This window comes from Acaryochloris sp. 'Moss Beach' (assembly GCF_021497025.1).
GTDB lineage: Bacteria > Cyanobacteriota > Cyanobacteriia > Thermosynechococcales > Thermosynechococcaceae > Acaryochloris > Acaryochloris marina_A.
Genome location: NZ_CP071717.1, coordinates 5,417,338 through 5,443,200, shown reverse-complemented (window position 1 = coordinate 5,443,200; position 25,863 = coordinate 5,417,338). Strand labels below are relative to the sequence as shown.

Annotated in this window: 20 protein-coding genes and 1 pseudogene; 5 read left to right on the top strand and 16 right to left on the bottom strand. The window is 43.9% G+C overall.

Going from position 1 to position 25,863, the window contains the following annotated elements:
* Positions 1-14: 14 nt before the first annotated feature.
* From HRE53_RS25520 to HRE53_RS25510, 3 genes are all read right to left on the bottom strand, one after another.
* A complete protein-coding gene (locus HRE53_RS25520; RefSeq protein WP_212665855.1) occupies positions 15-761 on the bottom strand; it encodes an alpha/beta fold hydrolase in 747 nt (248 codons plus the stop codon).
* 89 nt (positions 762-850) lie between these two features.
* Complete coding sequence (fldA, locus tag HRE53_RS25515) at positions 851-1,363, bottom strand: flavodoxin FldA (protein WP_212665854.1); 513 nt, start codon at positions 1,361-1,363, stop codon at positions 851-853.
* A 193-nt stretch (positions 1,364-1,556) separates the two neighbouring features.
* Positions 1,557-2,609, bottom strand: coding sequence for a chlorophyll a/b binding light-harvesting protein (locus tag HRE53_RS25510; protein ID WP_235108460.1), 1,053 nt, complete (start codon positions 2,607-2,609; stop codon positions 1,557-1,559).
* A 691-nt stretch (positions 2,610-3,300) separates the two neighbouring features.
* Between HRE53_RS25510 and HRE53_RS25505 the strand changes: the two genes are divergently transcribed.
* Positions 3,301-3,537 carry a hypothetical protein gene (locus tag HRE53_RS25505; RefSeq protein WP_212665852.1) on the top strand — a complete coding sequence of 79 codons (237 nt, stop codon included), beginning with the start codon at positions 3,301-3,303 and terminating at the stop codon, positions 3,535-3,537.
* A gap of 660 nt (positions 3,538-4,197) precedes the next feature.
* Entirely contained in the window at positions 4,198-4,764 is a 567-nt protein-coding gene (locus HRE53_RS25500) for a hypothetical protein (protein ID WP_235108459.1), read from the top strand.
* Positions 4,765-4,800: 36 nt separating this feature from the next.
* On the opposite strand, the gene HRE53_RS25495 is transcribed toward HRE53_RS25500, so the two are convergent.
* The 4 genes and pseudogenes from HRE53_RS25495 to HRE53_RS25480 all read right to left on the bottom strand — a co-directional run bounded on the left by HRE53_RS25495 (position 4,801) and on the right by HRE53_RS25480 (position 12,699).
* Entirely contained in the window at positions 4,801-5,736 is a 936-nt protein-coding gene (locus HRE53_RS25495; protein ID WP_235108458.1) for a cytochrome b N-terminal domain-containing protein, read from the bottom strand.
* A gap of 78 nt (positions 5,737-5,814) precedes the next feature.
* Positions 5,815-6,069 (bottom strand): helix-turn-helix transcriptional regulator, encoded by a 255-nt coding sequence (locus HRE53_RS25490; RefSeq protein ID WP_235108457.1) that lies wholly within the window; start codon positions 6,067-6,069, stop codon positions 5,815-5,817.
* Between the two features lie 245 nt (positions 6,070-6,314).
* The gene (locus HRE53_RS25485; protein ID WP_235108456.1) at positions 6,315-11,615 is read right to left on the bottom strand and encodes a GAF domain-containing protein; all 5,301 of its coding nucleotides are present in this window, start codon (positions 11,613-11,615) and stop codon (positions 6,315-6,317) included.
* Between the two features lie 709 nt (positions 11,616-12,324).
* Positions 12,325-12,699, bottom strand: a pseudogene (locus HRE53_RS25480) (hypothetical protein).
* Between the two features lie 518 nt (positions 12,700-13,217).
* Here HRE53_RS25480 and HRE53_RS25475 point away from each other — a divergent pair.
* From HRE53_RS25475 to HRE53_RS25465, 3 genes are all read left to right on the top strand, one after another.
* On the top strand, positions 13,218-13,826 hold the full coding sequence (locus HRE53_RS25475) for a hypothetical protein (RefSeq protein WP_235108455.1): 609 nt from the start codon (positions 13,218-13,220) through the stop codon (positions 13,824-13,826).
* Positions 13,827-14,194: 368 nt separating this feature from the next.
* Positions 14,195-15,241: a GDSL-type esterase/lipase family protein gene (locus HRE53_RS25470; protein ID WP_235108454.1), complete on the top strand. Its 1,047-nt coding sequence runs from the start codon at positions 14,195-14,197 to the stop codon at positions 15,239-15,241.
* 843 nt (positions 15,242-16,084) lie between these two features.
* A complete protein-coding gene (locus tag HRE53_RS25465) occupies positions 16,085-19,342 on the top strand; it encodes a calcium-binding protein (RefSeq protein ID WP_235108453.1) in 3,258 nt (1,085 codons plus the stop codon).
* A 4-nt stretch (positions 19,343-19,346) separates the two neighbouring features.
* On the opposite strand, the gene HRE53_RS25460 is transcribed toward HRE53_RS25465, so the two are convergent.
* From HRE53_RS25460 to HRE53_RS25420, 9 genes are all read right to left on the bottom strand, one after another.
* A complete protein-coding gene (locus tag HRE53_RS25460) occupies positions 19,347-20,477 on the bottom strand; it encodes a hypothetical protein (protein WP_235108452.1) in 1,131 nt (376 codons plus the stop codon).
* Between the two features lie 58 nt (positions 20,478-20,535).
* Positions 20,536-20,760, bottom strand: a complete 225-nt coding sequence (locus tag HRE53_RS25455; protein ID WP_235108451.1) for a hypothetical protein — start codon at positions 20,758-20,760, stop codon at positions 20,536-20,538.
* A gap of 39 nt (positions 20,761-20,799) precedes the next feature.
* Positions 20,800-20,994 (bottom strand): hypothetical protein, encoded by a 195-nt coding sequence (locus HRE53_RS25450; RefSeq protein WP_235108450.1) that lies wholly within the window; start codon positions 20,992-20,994, stop codon positions 20,800-20,802.
* Positions 20,991-21,683 carry a glycosyltransferase family A protein gene (locus tag HRE53_RS25445; protein WP_235108449.1) on the bottom strand — a complete coding sequence of 231 codons (693 nt, stop codon included), beginning with the start codon at positions 21,681-21,683 and terminating at the stop codon, positions 20,991-20,993. Before HRE53_RS25445 ends, HRE53_RS25450 begins: the two co-directional genes overlap by 4 nt.
* Before the next feature lie 39 nt (positions 21,684-21,722).
* Positions 21,723-22,013: a hypothetical protein gene (locus HRE53_RS25440; protein WP_235108448.1), complete on the bottom strand. Its 291-nt coding sequence runs from the start codon at positions 22,011-22,013 to the stop codon at positions 21,723-21,725.
* A 337-nt stretch (positions 22,014-22,350) separates the two neighbouring features.
* The gene (locus HRE53_RS25435) at positions 22,351-22,632 is read right to left on the bottom strand and encodes a glycosyltransferase family 2 protein (RefSeq protein WP_235108447.1); all 282 of its coding nucleotides are present in this window, start codon (positions 22,630-22,632) and stop codon (positions 22,351-22,353) included.
* 31 nt (positions 22,633-22,663) lie between these two features.
* Positions 22,664-23,893 (bottom strand): glycosyltransferase, encoded by a 1,230-nt coding sequence (locus HRE53_RS25430; protein WP_235108446.1) that lies wholly within the window; start codon positions 23,891-23,893, stop codon positions 22,664-22,666.
* A gap of 77 nt (positions 23,894-23,970) precedes the next feature.
* Positions 23,971-24,855 carry a sulfotransferase gene (locus HRE53_RS25425; protein WP_235108445.1) on the bottom strand — a complete coding sequence of 295 codons (885 nt, stop codon included), beginning with the start codon at positions 24,853-24,855 and terminating at the stop codon, positions 23,971-23,973.
* A 51-nt stretch (positions 24,856-24,906) separates the two neighbouring features.
* Complete coding sequence (locus HRE53_RS25420; protein ID WP_235108444.1) at positions 24,907-25,797, bottom strand: sulfotransferase; 891 nt, start codon at positions 25,795-25,797, stop codon at positions 24,907-24,909.
* Positions 25,798-25,863 lie beyond the last annotated feature (66 nt).

Sequence of the window (25,863 nt, the reverse complement as noted above, 5' to 3'; positions counted from 1 at the left end):
AAACTGATGCGGAATTAAACAGAGCAAACATCTAAGTTCTTAGCTGGAATGGAAGGCTCTGACTCGATTTGCCAAAAGTCCAAAATTTGTTCAGCAATGGGTTGAGGATGAAAACAGTGGAAAAAGTGGTAACCGCTCTTGTATTGCCAGATGCGATCGCATCCTTTCATCCAAGGCTGCCATTCCTTCAATGCCTGACTATCGACCACTGGATCGGTTTTGCTTCCACAGACAAACAGGGGCATTGATACGCCACTAGGAGGCAAACTGTAGCGTTGAAATAATGAATGAGGCGAAGGAGAAACCATCATTTCCTTTTCCAGCAACCGACTGAGGTAGCAAGTCACGGTTGAATTTTGTTCGCCAAATAGATCGGGAATAAGCTGAGCTAGAACTTGGCGGCGGTTACTAGGAATAAACTGGAGATGAAAATAGTAATGGGCCATCCAATCTAAGGTGGCTGATGCCCCCACACCGAGCATCGTCAGAGATCGAACATTCTGGGGACATTGACGTGCATACAATAAGCTCACTAACCCACCTGTGCCATGCCCTATTAAGTGGATGGGATGGTCAAAATTCTGGATGTAGTCATGGAGGAGATCCACCGCTGTGCTGAGGGAGCTGGGTTCATCCGCAGATTGTTGATACTGCCACTGGGCAATCGTTGTATGCTTTCTCAACCGATCCAGTAGGGGTTGGTCAAAACGCTTAAGATAGCGACTAGTCGTCGTCCAAACGGCATCAATGGAGTGAGTCATGTATTTTTTCGCAAATGTAGTTAGAAGGAATTCTAAAAAAGGGGTCGATGAAAGGCCAGAGATTGTCCCTGGCCCAGCTGTTGGAAACCCTATATTCCGAATTCTGTTTTAACTTGGGCAACCCAAGCCTCTATGCGCTCATCAGAGAGTTCAGACTGGTTATCTTCATCCAGGGCTAACCCACAAAATTTTCCTCCTCTGTCTGCCTTGGAGCCATCAAACTCATACCCATCCGTTGACCAATAGCCAACGGTTTGGCCGCCCTTCTCAGTGATTTTTGCCTCAATCATGCCGATGGCATCCATGTAGTTATCGGCATAGCCCACCTGATCGCCTGTACCAAAGTAGGCCACTTTCTTACCGGAAAAGTCAATGCTGTCTAAATTAGGGAAAAAAGCGTCCCAGTCACTTTGCAGCTCACCGATATCCCAAGTTGGAGAACCAATCAACAAGAAATTGTAACTAGAAAAGTCTCCATCTTCGACATCTGGGATTTCAATGAGTGTGACAACATCTTCACCCCCAAAGGCCTCTTGGATCTTTTCAGCAGCTTCTGCTGTTTTGCCAGTGGTGGTGCCAAAGAACATTCCGATTTGTGACATATGTACTCCAAAGGATTACTACAAGAAAACTAAGTTTCGTGAAAAAGAGAGTGGCAAGAGCGTAAAACGGTCAGATTGTTCACGCTCTTACCGTGGCGCTCTTATTCAACGGAGTTGAATGGGGTATAAGGCCTACGCAGACTTATTCGAGAATGCTTGCGCAGGCGGAGCAGTAGCGGTTAGCAATTTTCAATTACTTTGGTTTGACTGCCAGCTGCTCGTCGGTCAAAGAATTGAGAAAGTGATCGACTGATCGAAAGTTAAAGCCTAGCCCTCTCAAGGCATGCCAAAGATGACCTTGGAGAAAATAGAAAGCAAAGATGTAGGTTGTATTCGAAAGCCAGCATCGAGCGGAATGGATGCCGTAGGGGAGATCTACCGTATCTGCAAAGTAGGGCGTAAAGCCAAACTTGATTTGCAAAGCAGGTCCATAAAACTCTTCTGGCCAAATATAGGTATTGACCGAACACCAATAGGCGGACAGGAAACCGAAGAAAGCCACTGCTCCTAAGGAATAGGACAAGATTGCTTCCCCATTGACAGGAACTCGCTTCTTGGCCCAAGGCAACATGGGAACGAGCAAGTGGAAAATCCCACCGACAATATCTAGGACAGCAATAAAGATATGGCCACCGACAATATCTTCCAAATTGTCAACACTGTCGAAATGGGTTTGATAGCCAAAAATAACAGATGGACTGAGGGTGGGATCTGTGACCAACCTGACTTCTTGCAAATCAGGGTCATAGAGTCCTCCCCAATACATGGCCCAACCCACAAATAGGAGGGTATACAAGCCCAAAATGAGGAGATGATGGCCTAAAATTCGACCGAGTTTAGTGGTATTGTCCCATTCGAAATGGTAGGTGCGAGCTGCACCGGAGGCATCACTTAAATCTAAGGGAGCTTTTAAGAGATGAAACAGCGCTCCAGCCCCTAATACAGCCCCTGCAATGATGTGGACCATAGCCACGGCAACCAGCTGTTGAGGATCATCCAGGATTCCACCTGAACCGAAGCCAATGCCCTCTGCGGCCAAATGAGGGAGGAGAACGAGACCTTGGTCCCACATGGGAGAGTCAGTGGTGTAGCGACTTAGCTCAAATAATGTAAAACCACCCGCCCACACCGATATCAAGCCAGCATGACCCGTATGGGCAGAAATAAATAAACCTGAAGAGCTGGCTACGCGCGAATTACCCGCCCACCAGCCATAGGTAACTTCAGGGTTACCGTAGTTTTGCATAGGAAAGTCTCCTTCCTTTTAGAATGTCCATATTTATCGCTCTGTTGCGAACATAGTGAAAGATTTAATAAAGGCCAGAGGTTGAGGGAACCAACCTCTAATCAAGATGTGAGGGCTGTACTAACCAAAGAAATACCGTTTCCAACGAATGTTTTTTGGCCTTACGTTTTCTTGCTATTCAGTCCCAGAACCGAATAGGAAAGAAGTGTGACTTATTGCTCACTATTTATTGAGAATTAAAATCAATAAGCCTCTTCCGCTATTTAAGCAGGTATTGATAATATTGGCAATAAATTAGTGGGTCTTTTGCCAGCAACGACGATGGGTAGTTAAGAGAATCACTGTTAAGCCCTGTATGCTTTAAGCCCAGATATTTGTTTTTCAACTTGGATGAGGTTTAGGGATCGATATGATTAAGTGAGAAGAGACTCTAATTGAGAATCTATTTAAAAAGTAAAATCTATTAACATCCGATTGATGTTCTAATCTGAAGCATTTAGGCCAGAGTTTTTAATAAAGTTTTGCTGAAAGCCATGCTATGAAGCTGTTTTATGCTTAAGGCTCTAATTTGAGGGTTGATCTAAGCCTGAAAAAAATCTGAAATTCACCCTTATATTCTTCTATTTATTGAGAGTTGATCTGAATAAACGGTAGGATGATGCCATCTCTGTTGAAAAACTAAGTGACTACAATGAAACGTTCTAAATCAGTTGAGTTATTTCTTGCCCTGGGTTTATCTGCTACCCTTTTCGCCTGCGATGGCGGCACAACGAATGGTGAAGGGGGAGAACAGGAAAGCCCCAGCCCAGCTGTGGAAAGTCCTGCCGATGATGGCGGAGAAGGTGGAGAGGATGGCTCTACCGATGATGGCGGAGAAGGCGGAGAGGACAGCTCCTCTGATGATGGTGGTGAAGGCGGAGAAGGGTAACCTGCCCTAATCTTCGTTCGTTCATTTAGGTAAATCTTCTACCTAAATAACGATTCTTATTGATTGCCCCTCTCATTTTCATGAACTTTATTTGGTTTAGAAGATGAGGGGGGTTTGTTGACTTATAGCTATATTTTTGACACTGGCCACAAAAACTAAATCAATATTGCCCGTGAGGGAAAGCCCATAGATGAAAAGCTTCTATGAAGAATATTGATGTCATCTGAACTATGGGCTCAAGCTTTAACCCATCTAAATTGAGGCAAAGCTATGGCCTAGCCGTGGAAAAGGTAAAAGCTTGCCATGCTGCGTTCTGAACCGTGAAAGCTCTAAATATGCAGACTTAGAAAATCCTCTCTTTGCTTGGCAACCGTTGTTAAATGTCCCCTATTTAAGATCTTTAAGACGTAGAAAAATGGTGGAAATTTGATTAACAGGGTAAATCGCTTTTTTCTGAGTCATTTAAGATCTCTATCCAGGTTTATTCATAATTATGAATAAAATCTCTGTGAAAATATTTGCGATTGAATTATTAAGTAACTTGTTATAAGCCTTCCTCTGACATCCAATCCAATCCTGAATTATTCCTTATACGTAACAATATTCACTTCGCGAATGAAATTTTGCTACTTTGGGAAAGTGTATTCTGTAGGCTAAGCCATGACCATTGGCCCCACCCTCATTCAAAATTCTCACAAAATCGGTGAGCGCTTGTGTGCATCAGATCTGATTTCAGCCCATCAGTTGGAAACTGCTCTGTATGAGCAGCGACTCTATGAAATGATGCGGTTAGGTGAGATTCTGACTCTGCATGGATGGGTGCAACAGCAAACGGCTGACTTTTTTGGTGATCAGTGGCCTTACCCCGATACTCAAGCAGATCCAGTTCCCATTGGTAGCTATTTACGGCGGGCTGGACTGATTGATAGAAATATGGTCGACGCTATTTTGGCAGCTCAGCAAAAGACGGGGTTACGGTTTGGAGCCCTTGCTGTTTTGAATGGCTATATTCGCCAAGCCACCTTGGATTTTTTTGTAGAGCAGTTTTACCCTGAACATATTGGGGAACCGCCATACATGATTGTTGATCCAGATAGTCTCACGGATGTTAGCGTTAATCCGTTTATTCAGTTCGATCCTAATGAAGAAATGCCTGCGACTTCAGAGCCTAATCAGATTGATGACTGTCCCCCTACGTCTGGCAATGGAGTCCAGTGGCTCGATTAAGAGATGACTTTTAGCGGCTATTAGATTCCTAAACCATTAGATCGTGCTTGTATCTTCTGAAGAATGCCAGCTTTCAAGAGCAGTTTGAGCCCAATATTTTTCTTGGAAGAGATGGGCAGTGAGATGGATAACGGATAGGAGCAAGGCTGCGATCGCAAGTACGTAGCTGTGCAAGGTATACATATGTTGAAGGGTCAGGGTATTAATGGCACTCCCGCCAGCCAGTACCTCCCGTAGAAATGAGCCTGCGGGTAAAGAGCCAATAATATTGAGCTCAATCTTGAATCGCCAGAAACCGACCTGGTCCCAATTGAGAATAATGGCTGTCCAACTGAGGCCTATTGTTGCTAGTGCTAGGCAAATTCCGCTAATCCAGGCGGTTAACCAAGATCTCATAAACTGCCGTCCCAAAAACATGACGACAATTTGGACTAATGCGAGAACAATCAGGCCATTCCCAGCGATGTTATGCAGACTGAGAATGAGATTGCCGTTGACGATCTGATATGCGATCGCATGCAAGGATGCATGAGCCCCTAACGCTGTCGGCTGATAGTAGAACGCCAGCATGACTCCCGTCATTGCTGCTAGACCACATAGAGTCAATTCCGCCACTGCTAGGAGTGTCGCTATTCTTTGCAAGATAAAATAGGTGCGATTAATTTGTAGGGATTGAGTTGCGATCTCTCCCTGCTTAACGATAGGACCATCATTAGTTTGTTGAGGCCTGGATAACTGGGTGAAAATCTGAGCTACGGTTTTTCGTCCCACCACTCCAAACATATAGATGCCAAAATACAGCAACCGCCATCGAAAGATCAGACTTGCTAACCCCTCTGAATATCGTTGTTGTAGTTTTTCCTGAGAAGAGACAATAGCTCTTAACCAGTCCTGATACTCCTGCCATATATCGGGAAAACGACGGACAAACTGCCCTGTTTTTTCTGCGAGTTTTAAATCCTTCTCATTCATTTCATGCCCCTTCCGTTTCAGGTATCCAGGCTGCTACCTCAGCTAGCAGATGTTGTTTGACATCTAATGCTCTGATGCCTACAGCAGTAATACGGTAGTATTTTCGTCTTGCCCCACTATGCTCTTCTGGCTGCTCATCCCCCCCCATTCAGACTGGACGAGTCCTTTCTTCTCTAATTTCTTTAAATTGGGATAGAGGGAATTAAAACCAATCTGTTTCCCACCACTATTTTCAATCGCAGCCAGAATCTCAAGACCATAGCGTCGATGTAATCGTAAGGCCGCTAAGATAACCTCTTGATTAGGCGTCAAACGCAAGTTGGATTCTGACATAGCAGCGCTAGATGTTTTTGAAATATATATTCAAAAATAACACTATATTCATTTATTGGATATAAGGCTTCACTAGGTATATAGCTGGCCACCTATCAAGGACTTTCGGGTATTGATGACTTTTGACTGACGATAAGACATTCCCAAGCCATTCTTTGCAGGAGCGAGCTAAATAGATTGAGACAAAGGGGTATTTAAGAATTGGGAAATTCCTTCTCCATAAAGTTCCTATATCTACTTTTAGCTTACCCATTCCCATTTTGAGGACTCTGTTCCGTGGAGTCCTGAGGAAGAGGTGAAATGAGAGGATGCGTAACCGCTAGAATTTCGTCATAACGAAACTCGTATACTAAATGTCTGAGAGCTTCTTGCAATGGCTGAGCAGTATCATCAAGCTCATCGAGGAGCAGTTCCACCATATGTTGGTCGAGATTATTAGTCGCTTGATGTAATTGAACTAGCCAAGGATGAGGCATTTGAGCTAGATGGTCCACATTTAAGGTGGGAATCGTTGATTTGAGAGGTACTTTATCTTGGTAATGATACTCCACCTCTAAATGTAGAGCCATTTTTTCGAAAATACTTGCTTCTCGATAAGGCTTATGAACGAAATCATCACATCCTGCTCGTAGTGCCAAGTCACGATCTTCATCAAAGGCATTAGCTGTTAAGGCAATGACGACAGGGGGATTCTCCATTTGCTTGATCAAACGCGTAGCGCTCAGTCCGTCTAGGATAGGTAGTCGCAAATCCATCCAGACTAAATCAGGTTGCCAGCTTTGGCATAGTGTAACGGCTACTTCACCATTTTTAGCTGCCTTAACCGTAAAACCAATAGTTTCTAGTAGGGTTACTAACAATTCACGACTATCCATATTATCTTCCACTACCAGAATTCGATATTGAGGTTGATCTGGTAATAACCCCATGAACTGACGATGAGAGAGAGATTGCTTTTGCTGTAGAACTTTTTCAACCACAATATTGAAGGTGAAAGTTGTGCCCTGGTTATGGATACTCTGGGCAGTCAAATTTCCGCCCATCAGCTGTACGAATTGACGGCTAATAGCCAATCCTAAGCCTGTTCCTTCTTGGGATTGACGCCCCGTTTCTGTCTGGGCAAACGGCTCAAATAACAACTTAAGTTCTTCTGGGGCAATGCCGGACCCTGTATCTGTCACTGTAAACCGCAGCTCTAGTAATGGAGGTGCATCTGAACTCTCAGAAGTGTCTAAGGCACTGGACTCCAGGTGCAGCTGGACATGACCACTGGTGGTAAATTTAATGGCATTACTCAGTAAATTCATTAATACCTGTCGGAGTTTTCCGGGGTCTGTCCGAATGTACTGAGGTGGGTTAGGCCCACGGTTAATGAGCAGTGTTAGCCTTTTTTGCTTCGCTTTAATCCCGAGCATACTTTCCACAGTATCCAGAAGCAACGGTAAATCTACAATTTGGGAGTGGAGAGAAGAACGTCCTGCTTCAATCTTGGACATGGTGAGGACATCGTTAATTAAGGCAAGCAGATGTTCACCGCTACGATTAATAATTTCTAGTTGTTCTAGCTGATAGTTCGGGGTACTGGGGTCACGACTGATCAACTGGCTAAAACCTAGGATGGCATTTAAGGGTGTCCTCAGTTCATGGCTCATATTTGCCAGAAATGTACTTTTGGCTCGATTCGCCTGCTCTGCTTTTTTCTGAGCTGTTTCAGCTTCTTGTTTAGCGGCCGCCAACTGTTGATTGTTGAAGGTCAATTCTTGGCTTCGAACCGATAAGACATGGCGTTGATGCTGTTCTTTAAGCAGGAGTTCAGCTTGATATAGGGCAATACCCAGTTGATTGGCAATCTTCTGCACAAACTCTATGTCATCCGGCTGCCAAGATCGCGGCCCTGAACATTGATGAATACAGAGCAATCCCCATAAGTTATCTCCCTGGAGTAGGGGCAGAACTAAGTTGGCACGGATATGAAACTGGGCCAAAATTTCAATATGGCAATCACTAAGGCCAGCTTCATGAATATCGGCAACAGCCTGGAAGCGACCGCTCTGATAACGATTTGCATATTGGTCACCAAAGCATCGGTCTCGCACATGGGCTGTCAGGGCAGATGGAAACTCTGGGAGTACTTCTTCTGCGACCATCATGCCTTGGGCGTGGTCCGTATCCTCTATAAATCGATAGATGCAGACGCGATCTGCAGCTAGTAATTGTCGTACCTGAGTCACGGCAGTGCGGAAAATTAACTGTGGTTCAAGACTTTGCCGAATTTGTTGAACAATTTTCTCTAACAGTTCAGCTTTTTCGAGTTGCTTTGCTAATGCTTTCTCGGCCTGATTTCGATGGGCGATCTCTTCCTGCAGGCGGCGGTTCTGAAGTTTTAAGTCCTGACGCTGCTTCTGTTCATCCGCTAATAAATCAGCATGGGCAACAGCAATCCCTAGCTGGGCTGCAACTGTTCCCAATAAAGAGACTTCATCTTTGGTCCAATTCCGTCTGCGCTCGCATTGGTCGAGGAATATAATGCCATTTGGATGATTTTTAAAGGCTGTTCTAACGCTGAGATAGGCTCTAATTCTTAGGGTAGAAGACAGGCTTTCTTTTTCTGATGTCGCCAGACTAGGCTCTTGCCAAATATCAGACACAGGGCGAACTCGATCATTCGCAAGTAACTTTAAAAGACGAGGATGATCTGAGGTGAGGAGGGGATGAGAAAGAGCAGCTTCCCATTCTGGCTGTGAATAGGCTTGGGCAGAGAGTACGAGTTGAGGGTTGGGCTGGTCAGTGTAAGTAAAAAAGGAACACCGACTGACTTGGAATAAAGCACAGAGCTGTTCTACTGCAGATTTTAAAAGGATGTCCAGATCGAGGCTCTGACGAATTTGGTTGGTAATTTCGGATAAGACCTGTTCTCGTTGGAGTTGTTGCTGCAACTCGGCTTCGACCTGAATCCGCTCTGTAATATCTTCGGCAGTTCCCAAAACCCCTACCACTTTTCCTTTAGGGTTATGAAGAGGGACTTTATTGGTGTCCATCCACGTTTTTGTCCCGTCGGCGCGTAGCTGAGTTTCAAGGACATGGAATTGGGGTTGGTTGGAGTTTATGACTTCTAGATCAGAAAGCCGATACCATTCTGCTTCTTCCGGTGGCCAAGGCATCTCTTGGTCAGTTTTGCCAATAATCTCTTCTGCAGTGTTAAAACCCGCTTCTTTGGCAAAAGCACGATTACACCCTAAATAGCGAGAGGTTCTGTCCTTCCAAAAAATGGCTTGAGGAATGGAATCCATCACGAGTTTGAGAAGGGTCTGTGTTTGTTTCTTCTCTTCGATTTCAGTATGTAGTTGTTGGTTCTTTTGAGAGAGTTGTTCTCGCTGGTGGAGTTCTTGGGTGAGTAAGTTGGCGTGGGCTAGGGCAATGCCCACTTCTGTGGCGACTGCAGTGAGTAAGTCTAATTCCTCGGGGGTCCAATCCCGGATGTGATCGCATTGGCTAATCGTAATCGCTCCATTCACATTGCCTTGGTAAGACGTGCGAATACTAACCATAGATTGAATGGAAAGGGCTGCAACCATTGGCAAGCAACTTGCCAATAATGGATCGGATTGAGCCTGGGGGCTGGCAATTGCTTCTGGTTGGTTTGCCAGTTGCCGCACATACTCATGATCGGCTAAGCGGACAATCTCTGGTCCTTGGTCTGGATAATCTGCTTCATAATCATGGAACATCAAAGAGAAATGAGGGTCATCCGCAGCACTATAGACAAAAATGTTGCATCGACTCGCTTTAAGAGCGCGACGAATTTCTACTACTGCCGTTTCAAAAACATGAAGGCTATCCAGACTTTCATGGATTTTCTGAGTGATTTTACCTAAAAGCTGCGATCGTTGTAACTCTTGAGCTAGAGCTAGATCGCTCTGTTGCCGTTCTACTAATTCTTGCTGTAACTGTATAGCTAAGTCAGCTTGTTGAATCGCAACTGCAAATTGATTGGCCACTTGCTGCAGGAATAAAGCTTCATCTGGCTGCCATACCCGAGGATAGTCACAGGCATGAACCACTAATAACCCCCATAACCTTTTGTGGCCATGATTTTGGGATTGCACAATGGGGGCCACAATCTTAGATTTGACCTGGACTGGCATCCAGAATTGTTTTAAGCAATGACTCCAGTCGTCTTGGTGTAAGTCCAAAACGATTCGCGGTTTTCTTTGGAGATAAAACTCATAGCATTCAGGTGGGAAATCTTGATCTTCACCATCTAGCTCTTCCATAGCAGGATAGCTAGGGAGAACAGATTCCTCAAGAATGATGCCTCCCCCTCCTGGCATTAAGCGAAACAGCAAAGCTCGATCTGCCCTAACTGTCTGACGGACTTGATTGACAACAAGAGACTGCAGTTCCTTAATATCTCTGGTGCTATGAATGTCTTGGGTAATAAGTCGTAGTAGCCTTTCCTGCTCAATTTGTTGGTTTAATTCTGCTTCTGCTTGCTCCTTGTCTTTAATTTCCTGTTGAAGTCGAAGATTCTGTTGTTCCAATAGCTGGGCTCGATCCTTGGCAAGGATAATATCCTCTAGCAACTGTTGTTGCTGTTCCAAGCCATGATTCCAGTCCTGCAATAGGTTGATTTTTTCTTGTTTAAACGGCTCAACCTGTACTTGCGGGGTCTCATTCATCGCCAATGGGTCGAATAAATGGAGCAGATCATCTTGATTGACAATCCCCAAGAGATGATTACTATTATTTGAATCAACCACCACCATGCGGCGGATGTGATGGTGATGCATTTGTTGATAAACCGACCACAGGCTATCTCTAGGATCGACAAAAAATAGTGGGCTACTCATGACCTGCTCAACGAATGTAGTGGTCGTAGGAATCCCTAAGGTTTGTAATTGCAAGATATCTCGTTCAGTAATGATGCCAATGGGGTGTGACATTCGCTGCTGTTGGTCAATCACCACTGCACAACTCGTATGGTGAGCATGCATTTGACATGCAACTTCTAGGATCGACATAGAAGGGGCTGCGCAAACCACTTCTGTGGACATCACGGCCTGCACGGACCACAGCTGCAGAAAGTTAGTCGCTTCAATCGCTTGACAAAGGGTGCCTAGAGTAACGATTCCCAACACTTTTTGCTGGACATTGACCACTGGTAAATGCTGTACCATAGCCCTCCTCATTAAATAAAGAGGGGCAGAAATATCTTGACACTGCTCTGGAGAAATTGTGACTGGTGAATCACAAAGGACATCACCAATACAAGCTAGGGCGATGTCTTGACCTTCCACCATTAATTTGACTAGATCTCGTTCAGTAAAAATACCAACCAGCTGTCCTGTTGAATCGATAACTATGGCACAGCTAGCTTGAAGAAAGGACTCCTCTGGATCCACGGGGAAAGTACAGGCTGCCCCATGAAGTTGGCTCATCTGCTCCAACACCTTCATCACAGGGGTATTGGCAGTCACGGTGAGTGGCTGTGGGTTAATGATGCTGGTTGATACTAGTTGCCAAGCTACAGGCCAGCGCGATCCCATAATCAGCTTCTTCCTGAAGGGGGCGTAAAGGTTGATCTTGAATGCCAATCACTCATGGTAGTGATTAGCTATTCCTAGAATTCCCTAGACTGATTGAAAAAAATCAGAAAAAAAGAACTAATTTTTAGATAAAAAGAAACTATACTCAATCTGTTTGGAGAGGAACAGAAAAGTCATGGAGAAATAAGGTATTAAGTCGCTGTCAAAGTTCAGATGCCAGCATTGTTCTGAGCAGACAAGAGGGCCGCTGAACTTGATAAGAGAGTGTCTTCAGATAACTATTTCACTATACTCACTATTGGCTTATTTTTGCTGAAAACATGGAAATCTTAAGAGAATTTATCGTCTTTTAGAAAAAATAAAACCCAGTCTAAACCTAAAGTCTATATACAGGCAATATGGATAGAGGTGAATGTATATCCTTTGCCAGTAGAGGGTTATAGTAGTATATAGAAAATAAACTTTCTTTAAGCTTAATGCTATAAAAACAATTGACTAAATTTATCAGTGATCTCTTTCTTGCTTTGTTTAACTTAAAGTTAACTACTATTTCTAGGTAAATTTAACTAGCCAATGATTTAGCTTAGGAGTTTTTCATTAATTAGCAAAAGAATATTATCCATGATGAATTAAATATTATTAAGGGAAATTTGTGAATAGCTTATTTACTTATAAAAAATGTCACTACTCAGGCTTAAAGGATAGTGTGCTAGCGAAGTATGGGATACACAGAAAAATCGTTCCATGTCCAAGGATTCAAGGATAGCTCTGCCCTTTGAGATGCAGTATTGTGGGTACGGCTCTAGGTCCAAATCCAGTTAAAATAACTCACTACCTAACGAACGGTTACAGCCCTTTGTTCCCAGAACTTACCGAACTTGTTCTGACGACGGTGCCAGCGTCCGGGAGCATGGGACTGAAGAATAGTATGACCTTCTTGAAGAGTGAGTTGACGACGATAGTAGATCGCATCAAAGGTATCGGTGAAGGTTTGCGTACAGTTGGGACAATAAAAGCGCTGACTGCCTTTGCTGGTACAGCCGTGTTTGTGAGACTTCGGATGACCGCATAACGGACATGGTATAGAGAGAACCTAGATAAAGCTATAGGGATAGATTACCAATCCCACACTTTGCTAGAGCACTACCGATGTATTAAATTTTTTTAGTCATGGTCTTAAGTAGATTTCAACTAGGATTCAGCCAATATTTGGCCTTACTCAAAAAACAATCTACATTCGTATTTTTTATTAATTCAAGAACAGGAAATTATCGAATCAATTTTTTCTTTAGAAAAACATAATTCAACTATCTCAGCTGAATCCTATTTCCAAGATTTGGTCCGCGATTGAGAATCTCGATCTCCCATCTCTTTTATCGATAAAACCTAACATCCTGCTATCTTTGACATCTCTGGAAGCAAGCAGTTTTAGACAACGTGTCCTAGATTTAAGGTTCATAATCATCTGTTGAGAATTTATGGGATGCTTGAAGTAGGGTTCTAGGCAATCCGTAGTAAAAGAGAGCTTAGAACTAAATTGTCAACAGAACTACAGCCCTAGTGTATGTAGAACTAAGGATAATTCAGGGGGGGGGGGATAAGATGTACATTATCCAGTCAGCGAATTTAATAGCGCGAGGCGTACTGAATGATCAATCTGCTTCTTTGATGATCCGAGGGAGATGGTTTAGACCTGGCCCTGCGTTTGCCCAATCATTGCGTCAAATAGCAATTGAGTTTTGTGAGGATGCTCTTTCACAAGGACGACAATACATACTGATTGAATTTCCCTTGTATTTTATGGCTTGGCGTCGTTTCCGTCCGAGTGAAGAAACTCAAGCCCCATCGACAGTTTCTTTGAAATGTGCGGAAAATCCACGAATACGACCCACAGCATATAAGTGGCCACCCGCTTTTGCAAAGCCATCTTGCCAAAATAAACCGTTTTCCCAATCCGATCTAGATAAAAGAATCAAAACTCAAAAGATAAAAAGAACTGGGATTGATGATGTACTCATAAAAAAGTGTAAGGCTGAGCTAGCTATCCATATAGGCCCCATGGCCGAATATATTACTGAACAGACTTTAAATAATTCAGCTCAACTTAGTTCTGAGCAACTCATTGCAGCTCTTGCTACCCATATTCCTAACACTAAAGCAGGTCTCTTATTTAGATGGACTTTAGCGAAAAAAAGTACAAGACCAAAATGATAAGAATGTTTAAAATAATTGTGTTTTAACTAGGGCAACCTCAATGCCTGAACTCTGGGAATGGATTGCGGTGGGAGGGTGCGATCTCAATCCTCATACCTCTCCCCCCACGGAAGCCACGACCCTAACGAACAGTGCTTATTGAGTAATCTGGGTTACGCCAATTCAACCGTTAGAGATGTGACAATCTAACAGCAATACAATGGGCAGCCCATCATGTATCGACATAGAGCAATAGGAGCCTCGCTGATCATGGGGTTAGTAACTCTAGCAGGCTGCATATCACTTCAATCTTCTCAGGCGCAAAAATCGCCCCCCCCTCAGCAAAAGAGAAGGGCAGACAACCCATCACCCTACGTAATGGTGCGATGACTCTAGGAACGACGGTCCCTGACTATTGGCATCATCAGTGGGTGGGAAAAGGCAAGATCTCCATTACACGGGATACTCAAATTTTTAAACAGGGCCCTGCTGCCCTAAAGGTGGCTAGTACGTCTGGCCCTGCTAAAGGACAGGCATTTCAACTGATCAAGGGGGCATCTCGTCAGTCTTTCACTGTCAGCGGTTTTGCTAAATCCACAGGGAAGGTCAAAGTCAATATTGCCATTCAGTCTTTTTCTAAACAATCACGCCCGCTCCAATTTCAGCAAGTCAAGTATCTCCACAATACTCAGGATTGGAGTTCCTTCTCTCAGGAGGTTATCTTACCTCCCAAAACTCATAAGTTTGGAATCGTTTTGCTGATAGAAGGTCAGGGGAAAGCCTGGTTAGATGAAGTCAAACTGACTGGCTCAAACATCAAAAACATAGCGGATCATCTTGAAAAAGCATCTGCTCCGAAACAACCAAAACCCACTGTCACTCCGAAACAGCAAGATCCCACTATTCCCATGCCCGGTCACTATCCAAAATTTCCCCAAGCATGGTTGAAGCTCCATCAGCAACATCTCAAACAAACTCAGAAACGCCAAATCAATATTGTCTTTTTAGGTGACTCGATTACCCGCGGGTGGCGAAAGCATAAAAAGCTCTGGCAACAACACTATGGCAACCTTGGCGCCGCAAATTTTGGTATTGGTGGCGATCGCACACAACAAGTTCTTTGGCGAATTGACCATGGCCTATTTGACGACATACAACCTCAGTTAGTCGTTCTCAATATTGGCGTTAATAATCTCTGGCAAGATTCTTTTAGTTCAGCCCGTATTGCGACAGGAATTGAGAAAATCGTTGCCAAAATTCGGATCAAAAACCCACAGACTAAAATCCTCCTCCTTGGAATTCTTCCATCGGGCAAGCAACCCCATACGCCCAACAGAAAAAAAATTCAGGCTATTAATAGACAAATTGAGCAGCTTGACAATGGTTCGACCATTCGATTTCTGGATATGGGGGCCAAGTTTTCTAGAACCTGATGGCAAAATTTCTAAAACAGTAATGCCTGATTATCTACACTTATCTCCACAAGGCTACCGAATCTGGGCTAAATCAATGGAGAACACATTCGATGAGATATTAAGGCAATAGACTTATCTCTTCTTCAACGATTTAATCAAATTATAAAATCATGACATTCCAACTTTTTCATGTCATTAAAATAGATGCTCTGGGAATTCTATAACCAAGCACTATATTTTGCTTCAGAGCTTTAATATCAAGCTTTGATATTTTTACTCAGAACACACTTTACCTCAGATAATCTTGCATGATTAGAATTCGAATTCAATGCATGAAAAATATCAGCCATGCATATTGACTCATAGAATTCTCTTGTTAATTCATGGCAAAGTATTTTTGAGGAAGAGATAGTATTTCTGAGTGCAAGTGACAGAAGTTGGGGGACATCTAAATGTCGAGATTTTTAATGAGACAAGAAGCATCACTACATCGTAGCTTATTGACCTCATACACAATTTTTACAGTAATAACGAATACAAGATAATAGCTCCACAGAGGTTGGCTTTGCGTACTTCTGTCTCCATAGAATAGATTTTCTGGCGAATAGCTAGGTGCAAAATAGAATGCCTATCAGTTTATGGCATTCCAAAAATTACTATGCAGCATAGGCAGACACTTTACTCCAAATTGGTTTAACGATAGCTGAAGCAATTTTAGGACTGTTAAGCCTACTCAAAATTGTCCCCTTGCTGTGGTCATTTTTTATACGCCCAGAAAAGTATTCCTTTTTAGCATTAGGAATGCGATATCAACTTGTCAAAAAAATGAATATTTTATTGGAATCATACAAATAAGAGATCATGCTGAATTTCAATAATTACCAGATTGAATCCTATGGAGGCTCTCAAGATCAGAAACTGAGCTTTTCCACTCTATCCAATGGCAATATATTGCAGTTATCTGGGAATGGTTGGAAAAAAATCAAGCTACCTTACCAAATTACGAAAAGTACTGTTTTAGAGTTTGACTTTAAAAGCAATGTTCAAGGAGAAATTCACAGTATTGGATTTGATACTGATAATATTCTGAGTCCGACCCAAAGTTTTCAATTATTTGGTAGTCAACCTTGGGGAATCAGCCAGTTCAACCATTATCAGACTGTTATCGGTGACTGGCTCACTTACCGCATTCCTGTAGGCGAGTTTTTCACGGGCAATGTCGCCTATTTAACCTTTGGCAATGATCAAGATGTCCCACACCCCAAGGCAGATAGCTTGTTTCGAAATGTCAGGATATTTGATCAGACACCTGCACCGATTGTTTCGAGAGCAGCTTTAGCCACTTCTCCCATACAGTCTGCAGTTCCTAGGTCAGCAACATCCATTGCCACACTAGGTGAAGTAGGGCAAATTTCTGGTCTGACCCATCTTAAACAGACCATCCAACTTCAGCATGACTACATAAACCCTGTCATTTTCGCCCAAACCCTGAGTTTTAATGGTGGACAGCCTGCAACAGTTCGAATTGACAACATTCAAAGTAATCGTTTCGAACTCTATATTCAGGAACCCAGTAATCATGATGGCCAACATGTAGCTGAGGATATTAGTTATATCGTCTTGGAAGCTGGGTCATGGGTTTTAGAAGATGGCACAAAGCTAGAAGTTGGCACCCTAGATACCAGTGGTTTGGTCACCAGTAGGTTTGAAACCGTTAACTTTAATCAAAAATTTTCGGATTCCCCCATCGTTTTCAGTCAAGTGCAAACTGTGGATGGTTCAGATTTTGTGCGCACGCGACAGCAAGCCACGACAGTCAGTGGCTTTCAGGTGGGCATGGAAGAGGAAGAAAAGAAAAAATATTCTGGTCATGTATCGGAATCGGTGGGATGGTTAGCGATTGAGTCAGGGGCAGGAACGTGGGGAGGATTATCGTATCAAGTTGGGCAAACAGGAGATACCATTACCCATGATTGGGCATCCATCGATTTTTCCGGTTTCACCTCCACTCCAAATTTTTTAGCGTCCCTTGCCTCATACGATGGAGGCGATTCTGCAGGGGTTCGTTATCGTAATCTTCACAATACTTCTGTAGAAGTCAAGGTAGAAGAAGACACCACTGCGGATGCGGAAACTTCCCATACGAGCGAAGTTGTTAGTTTTTTAGCCATTCAAGGCAGTGGGTTGCTTCAAGGTTCTAAAACTACGAACTCTACAACCGATACAGGAGGAACTGTGGCGACACGGGATGTAACCCTGCGGCCTTTTGCTGCCAACTCGATATGGAATACCCCCATTGGGTCTAATGCTGAATATGTGGATGCCAAGATTGAAAAGGCAAAAAACGCCACAGTAGATGTGGATCACTTTTACATCCTTAAGGGGGATGACCCGTTACAACCCCTCTATAACCAGGGAACTTGGGGACCGGGTCGCACCACTGGCAGCACCTATCAAGGAATATCCCTGCCCTTACCTAATGATTTATTGATTGCTGATTCGACCAATAGCAAGACCCCTAATAATTCTGCGGCTTTTTTAATGCCCGATGGCCGCACCCTGGTTCAGGTGAATGCATTGACTCGCGATCGCAACCGTGATTTCGTCTACGGCCAACGCTTACCCTATACCCTGGATGTTGCCAAATATGAGGATATTTATGGAACGGGTATCGAGGGGGCCCATGCTGGGTCTGGGTTATCCTCCATCGGTGGCACCATTCGACAGGGTGAACTCATTGGTGATGATCCCATCCGCCATGCCCTAAAAGTGAATCTTTGGACGAAAAAGTATTTTTCTCATACCAAAGGCCCAGGTGGAGGACTAGGATATCGTTGGCCTGCTGTGAAAGCAGACACCCATATCAGCCCACAGACCTATGCGGGTGCTACCCCAGAACTACTCAACGGCAGCTTGCTGGCTATTCCACCGGACATGACGCCAGATAAATTAGGGATTCAAACCGAGGTTGGCAAAAAACTTTTCTATGCCCTTCAGGACTATGGGGCTTATCTGGCCGACGATACCGGATGGGATGCCCATGCTATTGCAGTTGAGAAAGGGGTCACGCAAGAATTTTCCAGCCACTATGGCTTTAGTTTTACCGACAACAGTGGTCCTTTTTATGATGACTATATGCAGTTATTTTCGGCCCTGCATGTCATTGACAACAATGCCTTAGATAACATCGGTGGCGGTGGAACACCCCGTACTCCCCTAGCTCCAGACTTTGATGTCGCTGCCCCGCCAGCATTTATCGGCAACGCCGACTCAAATAATCTTGAGGGGGATGACCAAGCCAACCGGATGGATGGCAAAAAAGGGAATGATCTGATCCAAGGACGAGGTGGACATGATTTCATCACCGGTGGGTCGGGTAAAGATACCCTCGATGGCGGTAAGGGCAATGATCACCTCATTGGTGATACCAGCTCCGATCATTTACTCGGGGGAGATGGAAATGACTACTTAGATGGAGGTGCCTATAGTGACATCCTGGAAGGGGGCAAGGGTGATGATCATCTGACGGGAGGAACCGGTAAAGATCGCTTAATGGGTGGTACTGGCTTTGACACCGTGATCGAGTCAGATGATATTGACCTTGAGCTGACGGAGAACAAGCTGATTGGCACCTGGACCGATACTCTCGATAGTATTGAACATGTCATTCTCAGTGGTGGGGATAGCAATAACAAACTAGATGCATCCCAATTTCAAGGCACCATCCATTTACATGGTGGTAAAGGCCATGATCAGCTAATCGGCGGGAAACAGGGGGATGTCCTAGTTAGCAGTTCGGGTAAAGACAGCCTGACAGGAGGGGCAGGTTCCGACACATTTGATGTCGTCGGTCGAGTCGAGTTTTTACAAAGTAATCGTAGTACCCCTCTGAAGCAAGATGAATTTGCCCAAATTAATGACTTCAGTAAGGATAAAGACACCCTTCTCCTTCTAGGATCTGCCCAACAGTATGTTGTCGGTACCAGTAATAAAGGGGCAGAAATATACTTGGATACCAATGGAGATGGCCTTACGAATCAAGCTGATGAAATCGTTGCGATTATTAAAGGTGCAAATTCCTTTAACCTAGACGGTTCGTTTGTTAAATATATTGATTGAGCTGTCAATTGCGAATGGGCGGTGCCAATGGCGCTCTAGGGGTGCCACCTCCGCCCACTGACTCAGGCGTATTGTTAGATACGACCGAAAGCTCGGTAAACAGCTTAATCACATCATCGAAGAAAGGACCTTCTGAAGTGTTGAAGGAATAGCCATAGGTCCGTCGAAACTCTTTCAGTACACTATGCTCCAAAGGGATAGCATGGGCGTTCCAGTCCGTATCATCGACCACGTAAGCCCCATAGTCTTGGAACGCATGAAAAAGCTTTTTGGCCGGTTGCGTTTTGAGTCCCAGGCTGGACACTGAGAGATCAGGGGGAATCGCTAATAAGGCACCTTGAACCAACTCAGGATTCTTGCCCCCATACTGTTTGGCTGCATACTTATCAGCACGATCTGCTGGCCAACGATATCCAGGGATGCGCTTAGAATAGTAAAGATATTTTTTACCCCACAAATTAATCTTTAACGCATGTCGAATCGGGGCGTCATCGACCAATTCCCCTTCTCGAATTGAGCCACCGATAGAAGATAATCCTGATCCAAAGTGAGCACCACCAATGCCTGCAGTGTAGATATCAACGTTGGGAAAATATCGCCAGCCATAAATGGGACCTCCTGGCTCACAGCGTGCCAGCGGTTCAAGCTGCACCAATGTCTTGCCATCAGGCATCAGAAATGCAGATGCATTATTCGGTGTCTTCCCCTTCTCCGCATCGGGAATGATCAGATCGTCTGGAACCGGAAGGGAAATCTTCATGGACTTCTTTTTCCCTTTGCAGCGTTTTTTCCACGAACCTGGTGCATAAACTGGTTGACGAGGATCATCCCCTTTAAGCTCAAAGAAATACTCTTCATCAGATCGCAAACGGGGGGCTGACTTAATGCGGGCTGGCTTATATTGAGCATCAGAGCCAATGGGCATATTCCAGATAGACTCTGAGGAAAACGGCCAGAGAAATTTATCCCTAGAGGTTGGGGCATTGTGGCCATAGTCCACTGGACGAGACTCAACGCGAGCCTGAGGCGTCGATGAGGAGCTGCTGCTAACCTGCTGACAGGCTAATAGTCCGAATATGCCTAGCAGAATGCACAATGAGATGAAATACCGTTTATAGCGATTTCTTCTGAACATGGGCTAATTACATAGTCACGTTTTCATTCCCCCGGACTGGCATCACACTTAAAGACGACTAGCCAAACTTGAGTTGTGCTTTTACCCGCTCTAAAGCCGTTAAATGCTTGATAAAGGTCAACACAAACCACAATCGCAGTTTTTGTTGGACGGTATCTACCCGCGCCCGACCAAAGGTTTTGAAAGGGGGGAAAACATCTCTAGCGATATCTTTGATAAATTTCTTCAGGGAGTAGGTATTAGACTGACTCAAATCGTAAGGACCTCGGGTTGTTCTAGTCACGTTTTCATTCCCCCGGACTGGCATCACACTTAAAGACGACTAGCCAAACTTGAGTTGTGCTTTTACCCGCTCTAAAGCCGTTAAATGCTTGATAAAGGTCAACACAAACCACAATCGCAGTTTTTGTTGGACGGTATCTACCCGCGCCCGACCAAAGGTTTTGAAAGGGGGGAAAACATCTCTAGCGATATCTTTGATAAATTTCTTCAGGGAGTAGGTATTAGACTGACTCAAATCGTAAGGACCTCGGGTTGTTCTGAGGATTTTCTTGTAGAGCTGTTCAAAGGAATGTCGAGCTGGGTGATAGACATAAGCCTCTGGTGAATAGACCTGCTGATACCCTGCGGCAAAAAACCCGTTGCCCCCCATTCATAGTCCCCCCCAGATTTCAGGATTTGATCAAATAAACCGACTTCGGCAAAGACTGATTTGTAGGTAAAGACATTTGCCGTAGCGCCAAACTTGGCATGCTTTAAATACAAATCTTGCTGTAAGTACAGCACACTATCGCAGAGTTCTATGGAGTTCGGCTGCTGGGGGTTTTGGTAGCTGAATTCAATTCTGCCAGCTACCAGACCACAGTTCGGAACGTCGCGTAAACTCTGAACTCCTTTTTCAATCCAGTCGGGGGCTGGTATACAGTCTGCATCTGTGAAGGCTAGGATGTTTCCTTTTGCGATCGCAATCCCAGTATTGCGAGCCGCATAGGACCCCCGTTGAGGCTCAACCACAACCTTTGCATGGGAAAATTTGGTAACAACAGCTTGAACGTCATCTTCTGAAGCATTGTCTACGACAATGACCTCATAGGAATGATTAGAATATGTCTGCTGCTCAAGAGCCTGTAAGCAATATGCCAAACGCTCCGTATCATTAAAGACAGGAACGATGACAGAAACAAAGTCTAAGGTGGAAAGAGTCATGACTAGGTGCGTGAGCTTATAAGAATTACGACCCGATAGCTAATGTTGTCCCTGTAAGGAGACTTTAGTCTGATTGCCCAATCTTTTTCCTAGGGCATTAAAACGCCCTAGACTTTTGGCAATATTACAAATCCAAGCAATAAACAGAATGGACGGTATATGTTGTCGGGCTTCGTCATTCTCAGAGTCGAGAATAAACTGTCTATACCGCCAGGGGTTAGGTGGAAGCATTTGCCGAATGGAATGGCGGATGACCGCCCATAAGGCAATATTTTGATCGAGCTGCAGGTCCAGCTGCCCGGCCCCAACTCGATAACCTTTCTTCACCAAAGAGCGGAAGTGACGGGTAGGATGACTGATTTCAGCATCAGGAGCGTATATAAGCTTGAATCCTGAATCGGTAGCTTTTTTGGTCCATTTAAAGTCTCCCCCAGACTTCAAACTAGAATCAAAATAGCCAATGGCATCAAAAACCGTTCGATGGGCGAATAGATTGGCTGTGACCGTAAGCTGTCGGTTCTCAATATTCTTCTTAACCTGTAAGGACGTAATTGAATCAAATAACTCTGCTGCTGTTCTTTGGGGCGAAAAGGAAAATATAACGCTACCGCCTGCAAGATCCGCTTGACCTAAACAAAGAGCATTGACCCCACTCTCAAGCCATTGTTCACAAGGGGGTACAATCTGAATCGGTGAAAGCGAGAATCTTGCCCTTGGCCATCGCTATTCCTGTATTCCTAGCTGCATAGGAGCTTTGCTTAGCTTCAAAAGCATAGATAACATGCTCAAACTCAGCCACCACAGCATCAATTGGCTCATCAGAATTGTTATCGACAACAATCACCTCATATAAATGTTGGGGATAAGTTTGATTGTCTAAAGCGGTTAAACAAGTTCTCAATCGTTGAGTATCATTAAAAACCGGAATAATAACAGAAACAAAATCCATGATTAAAAACTCTATCTATAAGCCATTAAAGTCATAGGAGGGATTGATAAATATCCACTAACTGATCATTAAGATGATGGATGTTGTAGTCTCTTTCTACAATTTTTCTGCCTGCTAAACCCATTTCAGGCCAAGTATTAGGGTTCATCGCCAAATACTCTAATTTATTAGCCAGTTCATCAACATTTCTTTCTGGCACCAAAAAGCCAGAACTATTATTCTGAACCAGTTCAGGAATACCGCTATGCTGCGTACTGACAATGGGCATCCCCATAGCCATCGCTTCCATTAAAGCTACTGGAATCCCTTCCTGATCACCATTTTGACTAGTCACACTCGGGGCTATGAGAATATCGGACGTCTCAAGGATATCGATCACATCACCCTGTTCTTTCCAACCTAGAAAATGAATGTTGCTCTCCATCTGTAAATCTTTGACGAGTTGCTGAAGATCACTCATCAGTGGCCCTTCTCCAATAATGTTGTACTGGACAGGAATATTCTTATGGATGAGCTGGGCAACAGCCCGAATCGCATACTCAACCCCTTTTTTCTCGACCAGGCGATTTACAGTGGCCAGAACCACTGGTCTTTCTAAACTTAAGTGTCTGCTAACAAATTTAAATTTGCTGCAATCAATCCCCATATGGTGGACATGGGTCTTATCCCGTTGGCATCCTAAGTTGACAATCTTCTTCAGAAATAGATCGCTAATGGGTAAGAAAAGGTCGCCTTTCGTCCAAAGCTGATCGTACATATCATTGCCGTAAACCTGGAGGTGCTTCGTAATATCCACACCATGAAAGGTCGTCACCAACTTACCTCTTAAGGCTTTGACTTCTTTAAGTAGCAAACCTCGGATAGCATTCAAGCCAAAATGACAATGGACGATGTCATAGGATGAGGGTCTAGAAATAGCGGGCGCAGCCCGGCAGAGTAACTTAAAAGACGTTGCTTGCTTGCCATATTTAGCAGCATTGAGAGAACTGAGAGCGGCAAAAGGATTCTTAAAAAGACAATGGGTTAGTAGTTTGATTTTGTCTGCTTGTCGAGCCAGGAATGCAGAAGGAAGTGGATATTCATAGCATATATTGCTGTATAAATCGTAATTTTGAATATCAGCATGCACAGAAGACTGATAAGCGGGTACATCCGCATAGATATCCACTTCATGGCCCCTATCCATTAAACCAATAATCTGATTTAAGATAAAAGTCTTGGAAGCGACGGGAAATTGTCCAACAATAAAAGCTATTTTCATTGGCTAATATACGAAAAATAGTCTCATACAATATGAATGCTTACAGTCAAGATATATAGGGGTTTCGAGAAATATTTTCATGATGCAACTCTAGAAAAGACCCTGAATAATTTAGGGCTCGTCAACTCATAATTCAGCTTGTCTAAAAGAGCACCAGCAACATACTCAATTTCTGCCACTTGTATCCGAGTTAACTTCTTCTTCCAGGCAAAAGCTCGAGAACCATTAATCGGTTCAGCCACCATGGCATGTAAATGCCAATCTCTATTGATATGCTCCTTTATCTTTGTATGATGTTGCAGCATATCCGATGAATATTTAATCCCTAGCCAGGCACAAAGATTTTGCAAAGACAATTCAGGTTGAGTCACTAAATCCTCGTACTTTAGTTCGTAATATCGCTCATTCCCTAATTGACTGCCGACAGTAGTGCCAGTACTCACGCGTTGTTGCCATCGTAAGGCGGCACTTTTCATATTCTTCTCCCAGCCAGCCTTCATCAGGCTTAAGGCGACATCTCTACCATCTCTCAATACATGAACAAATTTTGCCTTGGGATAGACTTGGGCTAACCAATCTAGCTGAGTGACGTGGCGGGGGGTTTTATCAGCCCAATATGGCTTGCCATGCTTATGGGCAGAAGCTTGAAATAAAGATGCTGCAGCACCAAAAAAATCCGTTGGGGCTACCTGCTTCAAAGTCTCTTCAGCCTCAGATAAAGTCAGTTCAAAAATATCGAAGGAATAGGTATCTTTAGTTGCATGATTGAGCTGTAGGTCTCGAATAAAAAACCACCGTTGATAGGGTTGACTAAAATCACCATAAATATCTTGATGAATACTCAATTCCTTGAGAAACCAGGACTCTCCTGGAATATGAAGTTCAGAACTCTGGTTTAAGATGATTCGCAGCAATGTTGTCCCAGAGCGCTCACATCCGACGATAAATATCGGTTCAAACACTATACGGACCTCAAAATGGGTTGATAGAACATGAAGACATACCAAAAATCCTTAAACTGCTAACCAATGGGATAAATCTCTATTTAAGAGGTCCTGGAGTTGATAAATACTCTCACTATAATCAGCAAGAAGATTGGCCTTAATTTCTGGCAACATTTTGGGTCTATCATAGGTATTCATTGCTTCAAACATCTGTCTAGCTTTAGATCGACTGGTTTCAGGTAATGTTCGCCTGATAAATCCCTTGATAGGACTGGGACGTTTGAGAAAATCCCCCAGCCTTTTTGAACGCATGAGCTTGGTAACGTTATATCTTTGGACAACGTTAGGCTCAAATGCACTATCAATATCTAGAAACTGAAAAATATCCCTAAGAACCTTACGAGGATCTGAGCATAAGTCTTCATACAGATAGACTCGGATCTGTTCTTTATTAAACAGTTGGAAATACCGGGTAAGGTGCTCGTAATAAAATCCTTCTTGTAGGTAATACCAATCAGGTAGCCAATTTGATTTCTTTCGATTTTCTTCTGCAAGAATAGCTTGTTCAAACGTGTCTATAGGCTCAAGATCTTTTCGATACAGGTGCCAGTAGTGAGAGTAAGCTCTCTCTGCCGGTTCTCTGAGGATGGCGATCAGTTTCACATCAGGAATATAGTGCTTAATCCGTTCGGGGGCAGTCGGAGAACTTAAATACCAAGTGGAAGCTTCTCCAATGGCCTGCTGATCAGCGACTTGAGCAAAAAGCTGCTGATACTCATCAAGGGTGGTGACGATGTTATACCTAGAAACGCCATGGCCATTAAAGCCTGTGCATCCTTCGAAGGCAAAGAATCTAGGCTCTTTGTGGGAGCTCATATACACTTGTGGATGTTCATCCAAGTAGCGATAGAGAGAGGTCGTTCCCGATTTAGGAGCGCCAATAACAAGAAAGTTCGGCAATACCATAGAAAAGACTAGTGATTTAGCAAAAACAACAGGTTATAAGGGGCCAACCCATCCAATGTT

Excerpts from the sequence above, each read along its gene's own strand:
- HRE53_RS25470 (WP_235108454.1), top strand. The coding sequence starts at position 14,195 with ATGACTCTAGGAACGACGGTCCCTGACTATTGGCATCATCAGTGGGTG.
- HRE53_RS25430 (WP_235108446.1), bottom strand. The coding sequence starts at position 23,893 with ATGAAAATAGCTTTTATTGTTGGACAATTTCCCGTCGCTTCCAAGACT.
- HRE53_RS25520 (WP_212665855.1), bottom strand. The coding sequence starts at position 761 with ATGACTCACTCCATTGATGCCGTTTGGACGACGACTAGTCGCTATCTT.
- HRE53_RS25510 (WP_235108460.1), bottom strand. The coding sequence starts at position 2,609 with ATGCAAAACTACGGTAACCCTGAAGTTACCTATGGCTGGTGGGCGGGT.
- fldA (WP_212665854.1), bottom strand. The coding sequence starts at position 1,363 with ATGTCACAAATCGGAATGTTCTTTGGCACCACCACTGGCAAAACAGCA.
- HRE53_RS25460 (WP_235108452.1), bottom strand. The coding sequence starts at position 20,477 with ATGTTCAGAAGAAATCGCTATAAACGGTATTTCATCTCATTGTGCATT.
- HRE53_RS25495 (WP_235108458.1), bottom strand. The coding sequence starts at position 5,736 with ATGAATGAGAAGGATTTAAAACTCGCAGAAAAAACAGGGCAGTTTGTC.
- HRE53_RS25475 (WP_235108455.1), top strand. The coding sequence starts at position 13,218 with ATGTACATTATCCAGTCAGCGAATTTAATAGCGCGAGGCGTACTGAAT.
- HRE53_RS25500 (WP_235108459.1), top strand. The coding sequence starts at position 4,198 with ATGACCATTGGCCCCACCCTCATTCAAAATTCTCACAAAATCGGTGAG.
- HRE53_RS25465 (WP_235108453.1), top strand. The coding sequence starts at position 16,085 with ATGCTGAATTTCAATAATTACCAGATTGAATCCTATGGAGGCTCTCAA.
- HRE53_RS25490 (WP_235108457.1), bottom strand. The coding sequence starts at position 6,069 with ATGTCAGAATCCAACTTGCGTTTGACGCCTAATCAAGAGGTTATCTTA.
- HRE53_RS25445 (WP_235108449.1), bottom strand. The coding sequence starts at position 21,683 with ATGACTCTTTCCACCTTAGACTTTGTTTCTGTCATCGTTCCTGTCTTT.
- HRE53_RS25485 (WP_235108456.1), bottom strand. The coding sequence starts at position 11,615 with ATGGGATCGCGCTGGCCTGTAGCTTGGCAACTAGTATCAACCAGCATC.
- HRE53_RS25505 (WP_212665852.1), top strand. The coding sequence starts at position 3,301 with ATGAAACGTTCTAAATCAGTTGAGTTATTTCTTGCCCTGGGTTTATCT.
- HRE53_RS25435 (WP_235108447.1), bottom strand. The coding sequence starts at position 22,632 with ATGGATTTTGTTTCTGTTATTATTCCGGTTTTTAATGATACTCAACGA.